Below are 7,429 nucleotides of genomic sequence, written 5' to 3'. Positions count from 1 at the left end.
TGCGCTCGGTGCGGGCGGCGACGTAACCCATCGCGACCTCGGGGGCCGACAGGTGGCTGTACTCGGTCAGCGCGTGGTGCTCGCCGAACCAGGCGTACTTCCAGTTGTGCTTGTCCGCCTTGATCACAAGGTCGAGCTCGCGCATGAGGGACAGGTGCTCGGATGCGCGGTCGTGCGCGGCCGGTCCCGGGGTGAAACCGTTCAGGAAGATACCGAACTCCACCGGGAGTCCTCCTTGGTCGCCGTGGATGGGGGAGGGCCGGCCGGGCTGCCGCGATCGTCCGGACATGCGGTGCGGGGCGGGCTCCTGATTTGCGTAACGCTTACATGAACGGCCCGCCGGTTCAAGAGCGATCACCGGACGGTTCTCAGGATGCGTGCGTCCTACGTCACATTCGGGTGATGGGGTGTCAGGTGTGGCCCTGCGCGTCCAGGGAACTACTCCCTGTCGCTGCCCGCTCGCCCGCCTCGCCACCCGCCCCGCAAGGAACCCCGTGCCCCCTGCCTCGTCCTCTCCGTCGTCCCCTTCCGGGCCCCTTCCTCCCTCCCCCCTCTCGCCCTCCTCCCTCTCCCCCGTCGGGGTCCACCGCGAGTGGGACCGTCTCGCCGAGGTCGTCGTCGGCCGCCCCCTCGACTTCACCTTCCCGCCCGCACTGCCCACCGGAGACCGCGCCCTCGGCTTCCTCCCGGCCGGCTTCGTCGGCCGCGCCGCCGACCTCGCCGGCAAGCGCTGGTCCCAGGCGGACCCGGACGGCTTCGCGCGCTGCGCCGCGCAGCTCGACGCCCTCGCGGACTTCCTGACCGCCCGCGGCATCACCGTCCACCGCCCGGTCGAACTCACGCCCGACGAACAAGCCCTCTTCGCCGAGTTCTCCCCGATCTCCCTCCAGATCTTCGTCCGCGACCCGATGATCGTCGTCGGCGACACCGTGATCGAGTCGTCGCTGCGCCTCCCGCACCGCTTCAAGGAGCGCTACGGACTCCGCCCCCTCATCGCCGACCTCGTCGCCCGCGGCGCCCGGCACACCGTCGTCCCGCCGGGCCGCGCCGTCCCCCTCGACCGCGTCGCCGACGCGCGCGGCCCGTTCCTCGAGGGCGGCGACGTCATGCTGTTCGGCCCCGACCTCCTCGTCGGCGTCGGCGAGGGCCGCTACGCCACCGACCCCGACGGCGTCGACTGGCTCCGCACCGAGCTGGGCGCCGACTACCGCGTCCACGCGGTCCCCCTGCACCCGCGCGTCCTCCACCTCGACGACGGCCTCGCCGCCGTCCGCGAAGGCCTGGCCATCGTCGCCCGCGACCAGTTCACCGCCGGCCTCCCACCCCTGCTCGCCGACTGGGACCTCGTCGAGGTCACCCTCGACGACGCCCTCGACCTCCTCGCCGCCAACGTCCTCGTCCTGGGCCCCGGCGAACTCGTCCTCGACACTCGCCTCCCCCGCCTCGCCGAAACCCTCGCCGCCCACAACGTCACCTGCCACCCCCTCCCCTTCGACGCCGTCACCCCCTTCGCCGGCGGCTTCCGCTGCTCCCACCACCCCATCCGCCGCGAACCGACCTGACCCCGCCCGTCAGGCGCCGTCCCGGAAATCGTCCCGATGTGGCCGAAAGCCTGCCTCGTCCCCGCAATCCCATTACCATCTCGTTGGCCTGCCTGCCGCGTTTCGGGGGAGCCGTCACGCGGCGATTCGACAACGAGTGCTACGTGGGGGCGTGTTGCAGCAGCTGGTCAAGGGACAGAACGTCGCGCTGTCGGCGCTGATCGAGGAAGTGACGTCGGTGGCGCTGGCCTTGAACTGGGCCGACGTTTCCGGGAGCGGGGACGCCGACGCGTCGGCGCTGCTGTTGGACGCGGACGGCAAGGTCCGCAGCGACGACGATTTCTACTTCTACAACCGCGAACCGCGGAGCGACGACGCCGTGCATCTGCTCGGCAAGACGCCCACCGACGCCGGTTCCGAGGACCGGATCGCGGTCGACCTCGTCGGCATACCGGAGGAGGTCGCCCGGGTTCTGATCGTCGCGAGCCGCTACGGCGGCGGGTGCTTCGGCGAGCTCGACGGCCTCCACCTGATGCTTTCCGACGCGTCGGGCGAACCGGTGGCCAGGTTCGACATCGACGACGCGTCGACGGAAACGGCTTTCGTCTTCGGCGAGTTGTACCGGCGTGGCGGTGAATGGAAGTTCCGCGCGGTCGGACAGGGCTACGACTCCGGACTCGCCGGCCTCGCCACCGACTTCGGCATCGACGTCGACGAGGACGAAAGCGCGGACCCGGCGGAGTCCGGCGCGGCCGCCGATCCGATCGACAAGGCCTCCCTGCCGCCGATCGAGTTCGCCGCGGTGACACCCGCCGCCGCACCCGAGGGATCCGCGAGCGCCCCGCCGGCCGAGGGCGAACCGGCGGCCAAGCCGCGCCGCGTGCGCACCGCCAAGAAGAAGACGGTCCTCCCCAAGCTCGCCAAGCCCGGCCTTGCCGACGACGACTCCTGGCACAGGGCTCGGGTCTTCCCGGTGTCCGGACTGCGCAACGAGCAGGAGCGCGAAGTCCGGGCGACGTCGGTCCTGCTGGCGGTCATGGCGCAGGTGCCGGAATTCGGCCGCCGGATCACCGGCAAGTTCAACGCGCCCGCCGGGGCGATCGAGACGTACGCCGAAGTGTCCTTCAAGCTCGGCGAGGACCGGGTACGTCCGGACGGGATCGTCAAGGTCGCGCGAGGCGGCCGGGTGTGGACGGCGCTGGTCGAGACGAAGACCGGCGGGAATCCGCTCAAGCCGGAGCAGGTCGAGTCGTACATCGAGGTCGCCCGCCGCCACAAGTACGAGGCGGTCATCACGCTTTCCAACGACCTTGGGTCGGACGGCGAGCACCCGGTTGCGATCGACAAACGCAAGCTGCGCGGCAAAGTCGCGCTGCGCCATCTTTCGTGGGCCGAAGTCGCCCACGAGGCACACATGCTGACGCACCATCAAGGTGTCGCGAATCCCGCGCACCTGTGGCTGCTCGACGAACTTCTGTACTTCCTGCGGCACGACAACGCGGGGTGCAAGGGCTTCGACAACATGGGTGCCGGCTGGGTGCCGGTGCGGGAGGCGGTGTCGGCGGGCACGTTGCGGCCGGGGGACCGGCGGGCTCTGCAGGTGGCGGAGAGCTGGGAGAAGCTCGTCCGGCAGTTGTGCCTGCGGTTGGGCGGCGAACTCGGGGTGACCGTCGCGCCGGTCATGCGCGGGCGGCGCAACCTCGACGCCGCCCAGCGGCGCGCGGTCACCGCGACGACGTTGGCGGAAAGCGGCGTCCTGGCGGCGGAGATCCGGATTCCCGGGACGATCGGCACGTTGGGGCTCACGGCCGACCTGCGCACCTCGAAGATCGCCACGTCGGTGCAGTTCGACGGTCCCGATCAGACGCGGCAGCTCACCCGGGTGCGGTGGCTGACCCGGCAGCTCGAGCACGCGCCGGACGATGTCCGGGTCGAGGCATTGGTGGGGGACACCGGTTCGGGGCCGTGCGAGTTGCTGCGTGCGCTGCGGACGGAACCGGGACTGCTGGTTCCGGACGACGGGGCGGCGATCACCGGCTTCCACCTGGCGTTGGCGACGTCGATGGGGACGAAGCGCGGCGCGGAGGAGACCGGGTTCATCCGCAGTGTCGACGCTGCGGTGGACCGGTTCTACCGCGATGTCATGCAGGCGGTGAAGCCGCCTGCGGCGCGCGGTGAGGCCGTGGCCGACGACGAGGCGTGACGCCGGGGCCGCGGCGGGCGGCGACGCCCGCCGCGGCCCCGGCGCTCAGCCCACCCCCGCCCACACCTCGGCCCCGAATGTTCCCTTGATGTCCGATGCGAGGGTGGTCGGGTCGACTCGTGCCGCCAAGGCGTAGCGGGTGGTGGTTTCGGGGCCGCGGACGGACAGGTGGACCGGGGTGGTGCCCGGGTGTTCGGCGAGGAGGCGTTTGAGGGCGGCGATGGCGGCCGGGGTGATGCGGTGTTGCGGCAGCAGCAAGTGGACCGGGGGGTGGGTTCCGGTGTTGCTGATGTCGAGTTGGCGTAGGTCTTTGGCGTGGAGGTTGACGGTGCCGTCGCGGTCTTCGAGGCGGCCGTGGACGCTGATGGCGTTGTCTTCGGCGAGGGCGTGTTCGGCGAGTTGGTAGGCGGCGGGGAAGAACAGGACGTCGAGGGAGGCGTCGCGGTCGGCGAGGGTGATGATCGCCCATGCGTTGCCTTGTTTGGTGAGTTTGCGCTGGAGGCCTGTGACGAGGCCGGCGAGGCGGACGTCGCCGGAGGTGCGGCCGGAGGCCAGGAGGTCGGTGATGGTGCAGTCGCGGGCGGGGGAGAGGACGTGGTCGGCGCCGTCGAGGGGGTGGGCGGAGACGTAGAGGCCGAGCATGTCGCGTTCCGCGGCCAGGAGTTCGCGGCGCGGCCATTCGGTGTCGTCGATGGCGAGGTCGAGGGCGAAGGCCGGGTTGTCGGCGGGGGAGCCGGCGGCGAAGAGGTCGTCCTGGCCGAAGGCGGCGGCCTTCTTCACCGGGATGACGGCGTCGACGGCCTGTTCGTGGATGGCGGCGAGGCCTTTGCGGGTGTGGCCGAGTGAGTCGAAGGCGCCGGCCTTGATGAGGGACTCGACGGCGCGTTTGTTGAGCGCGGGCAGGTCGGACTTGTCGAGGAAGTCGGTGAACGACGCGTACTTGCCGCGGGTGCGGCGGGCTTCGGTGATCGCGGTGATCACCCCGTCGCCGACGTTGCGCACGGACAGGAGGCCGAACCGGACGTCGTCGCCCACGGCGGTGAACTCCGCCGCGGACTCGTTGACGTCCGGCGGCAGCACGCGAACCGCGTTGGCGCGGGCGTCGGCGAGGTAGGCCGCGGCGCGGTCCTTGTCGTCGCCGACCGAGGTGAGCAGCGCGGCCATGTACTCGGCGGGGTAGTTGGCCTTCAGGTAAGCCGTCCAGTAGGAGACCAGGCCGTAGCCGGCGGTGTGCGATTTGTTGAAGGCGTAGCCGGAGAACGGCAGCATCACGTCCCACAGCGCCTGGATCGCCGCATCCGAAAACCCGTTCGTGTGCATGCCCCCGTGGAACTTCTCCCATTCGGCGGCCAGCACTTCCGGCTTCTTCTTGCCCATCGCGCGGCGCAGCATGTCCGCACCGCCGAGGGTGTAGCCGGCGAGTTGCCGGGCGATCGCCATGATCTGCTCTTGGTAGATCAGCAGATGGTGGGTGGATCCGAGGATGGGTTCGAGGGCCTCGGCGAGTTCCGGATGGATCGGGTCCGGGTCCTGTTTGCCGTTCTGCCGCAGGGCGTAGTTGGTGTGCGCGTTCGCGGCCATCGGCCCTGGGCGGTAGAGGGCGTTGGCGGCGGCGATGTCCTCGAATCGGGTGGGTTCCATGAGCTTGAGGAGGGATCGCATGCCGGTGCCGTCGAGCTGGAAGACACCGAGGGTGTTGCCGTCGGCGAGGAGGCGGTAGGTCTTGGCGTCGTCGAGCGGGATGACGGTGACCGGGTCCCGGCGCTCGTCGAGGGGGTCGACGGTGGCGAGGGAGACGCCGCGGTTCTCGCGGATGTTGGCGATGGCCATGTCGATGACGCCGAGGTTCCGCAGCCCCAGGAAGTCCATCTTGATCAGCCCCATCGCCTCGCACGACGGGTAGTCGAAACCGGTGATCTTCGCGCCGTCGGCGGCGCGCATGTGCAGCGGGATGCGGTCGGTGAGCCTGGTCTTGGACAGGATGACCGCGGCGGCGTGCACGCCGGTGCCGCGGGTGAGGCCTTCGACGCCGCGGGCGGTGTCGACGACGCTGCGTACGTCGGCTTCGGCCTCGTACATCCGCCGGATCTCGCCCGCCTCGGCGTGGCGCGGGTGGGCGGGGTCGAAGATCGCGTCGAGCGGGGCGGATTTGCCGTTCTGGTCGGGTGGCAGGGCTTTGGTGATGCGTTCGCCGTGCGCGTAGGGGTAGCCGAGGATGCGGGCGGAGTCCTTGATCGCGTTCTTGGCTTTGATGCGGCCGAAGGTGTTGACGAAGGCGGTGTATTCGTCGCCGTACTTCTCGGTGACATACCGGACCATGCGGTCGCGGCGGCGGTCGTCGAAGTCGAGGTCGACGTCGGGCGGGTTGATGCGTTCCGGGTTGAGGAACCGTTCGAACAGGAGACCGTGTTCGAGCGGGCACAGTTCGGTGATGCGGGTGGCGTACGCGACGATCGACCCGGTCGCCGAGCCGCGTCCCGGCCCGACCGGGATGCCGTTGTCGCGCGCGTACCGGCAGATGTCGGCGACGACGAGGAAGTACGCGCTGAAGCCCATCGGACCGATGACCTTCATCTCGGTCTCGAACCGGTCGAGGACGTGCGCGGGGACCGGCTCGCCGTAGCGCAGCGCGAGGCCGCGCAGGACTTCGCGGCGCAGCCACGACTCTTGCGTCTCGCCGCCGGGGACGTCCGGGTATTGCGGCATCTCGTCGGCGAAGTCGAACACTTCGTCGTACGTTTCGATGCGTTCGGCGATGCGGAGGGTGTTGTCGCAGGCCTCGGGGAGTTCGGCGAAGAGCGCCCGCATTTCGGCGGCGGATTTGAGGTAGTAGCCGGTGCCCGCGAAACGGAAGCGGTTCGGGGCGTCCTTGTTCTTGCCGACGCCGATGCAGAGGAGGTTGTCGTGGGCGTCGGCCTGGTCCTCGGTCGTGTAGTGCGCGTCGTTGGTGGCCAGGGGAGGGAGGCCGAGTTCTCGGGAGAGGCGGAGGAGGTCGTCGCGCACGGTGCGTTCGATCGCGAGGCCGTGGTCCATCAGTTCGAGGAAGTAGCTGTCGCGGCCGAAGATGTCCTGGTAGGCCGCGGCGGCGGCCTTGGCCTCGTCGTACTGCCCGAGTCGGAGCCGGGTCTGGACCTCGCCCGACGGGCAGCCGGTGGTGGCGATGATGCCCTCGGGGCGCTCGGCGATCAGCTCGCGGTCCATGCGGGGCTTGCCGGCGGGGAACTGGCCTTCGTAGCTGGCCTGCGTGCTCAGCCGGAACAGGTTCCGCAGCCCCTGCGTGTCGCGGGCCCACATGGTCATGTGGGTGAAGCGGCCGCCGCCGGAGACGTCCTTGGAGTTCTCGCCGTCGTCGCCGGGCGCGCGCCGCCCGCCCGGAGCCCAGAATTCCTGGCGGCGGGCGAACCGCGAGGACGGGGCGACGTAGGCTTCGATGCCGATGATCGGGCGGACGGTCCCGACGTCCTTGGCGACTTGCACGAATTCGTACGCGCCGAACATGTTGCCGTGGTCGCTCATCGCGATCGCGGGCATGTTCCGCCGTGCGGCCTCCTGGAACATGGGCCGCAAACGCTGGGCTCCGTCCAGCATGGAGTACTCGGTATGGTTGTGCAGGTGAACGAATGAATCGGTCATAGTGGCGTCGCCTCCGCACCAAAAACTGATGGCCAGCGCCATCAAAGCGACC

Annotated in this window: 3 protein-coding genes and 1 pseudogene; 2 read left to right on the top strand and 2 right to left on the bottom strand. The window is 70.0% G+C overall.

What is annotated here, in order from left to right; genetic code table 11:
- Window positions 1–223: pseudogene (locus ABEA93_RS38270) on the bottom strand (LLM class flavin-dependent oxidoreductase); the annotation flags it as partial.
- A 271-nt stretch (window positions 224–494) separates the two neighbouring features.
- Between ABEA93_RS38270 and ABEA93_RS38265 the strand changes: the two are divergent.
- Complete coding sequence (locus ABEA93_RS38265) at window positions 495–1,562, top strand: amidinotransferase (RefSeq protein WP_345680586.1); 1,068 nt, start codon at window positions 495–497, stop codon at window positions 1,560–1,562.
- Between the two features lie 151 nt (window positions 1,563–1,713).
- A complete protein-coding gene (locus tag ABEA93_RS38260; RefSeq protein ID WP_345680585.1) occupies window positions 1,714–3,744 on the top strand; it encodes a TerD family protein in 2,031 nt (676 codons plus the stop codon).
- Window positions 3,745–3,789: 45 nt separating this feature from the next.
- On the opposite strand, the gene dnaE is transcribed toward ABEA93_RS38260, so the two are convergent.
- Entirely contained in the window at window positions 3,790–7,377 is a 3,588-nt protein-coding gene (dnaE, locus tag ABEA93_RS38255) for a DNA polymerase III subunit alpha (protein ID WP_345680584.1), read from the bottom strand.
- Window positions 7,378–7,429 lie beyond the last annotated feature (52 nt).

This window comes from Yinghuangia aomiensis (assembly GCF_039542225.1).
In the GTDB taxonomy this organism is placed as follows: domain Bacteria; phylum Actinomycetota; class Actinomycetes; order Streptomycetales; family Streptomycetaceae; genus Yinghuangia; species Yinghuangia aomiensis.
This window is presented reverse-complemented; position numbering and strand designations above follow the sequence as displayed.

Excerpts from the sequence above, each read along its gene's own strand:
- dnaE (WP_345680584.1), bottom strand. The coding sequence starts at position 7,377 with ATGACCGATTCATTCGTTCACCTGCACAACCATACCGAGTACTCCATG.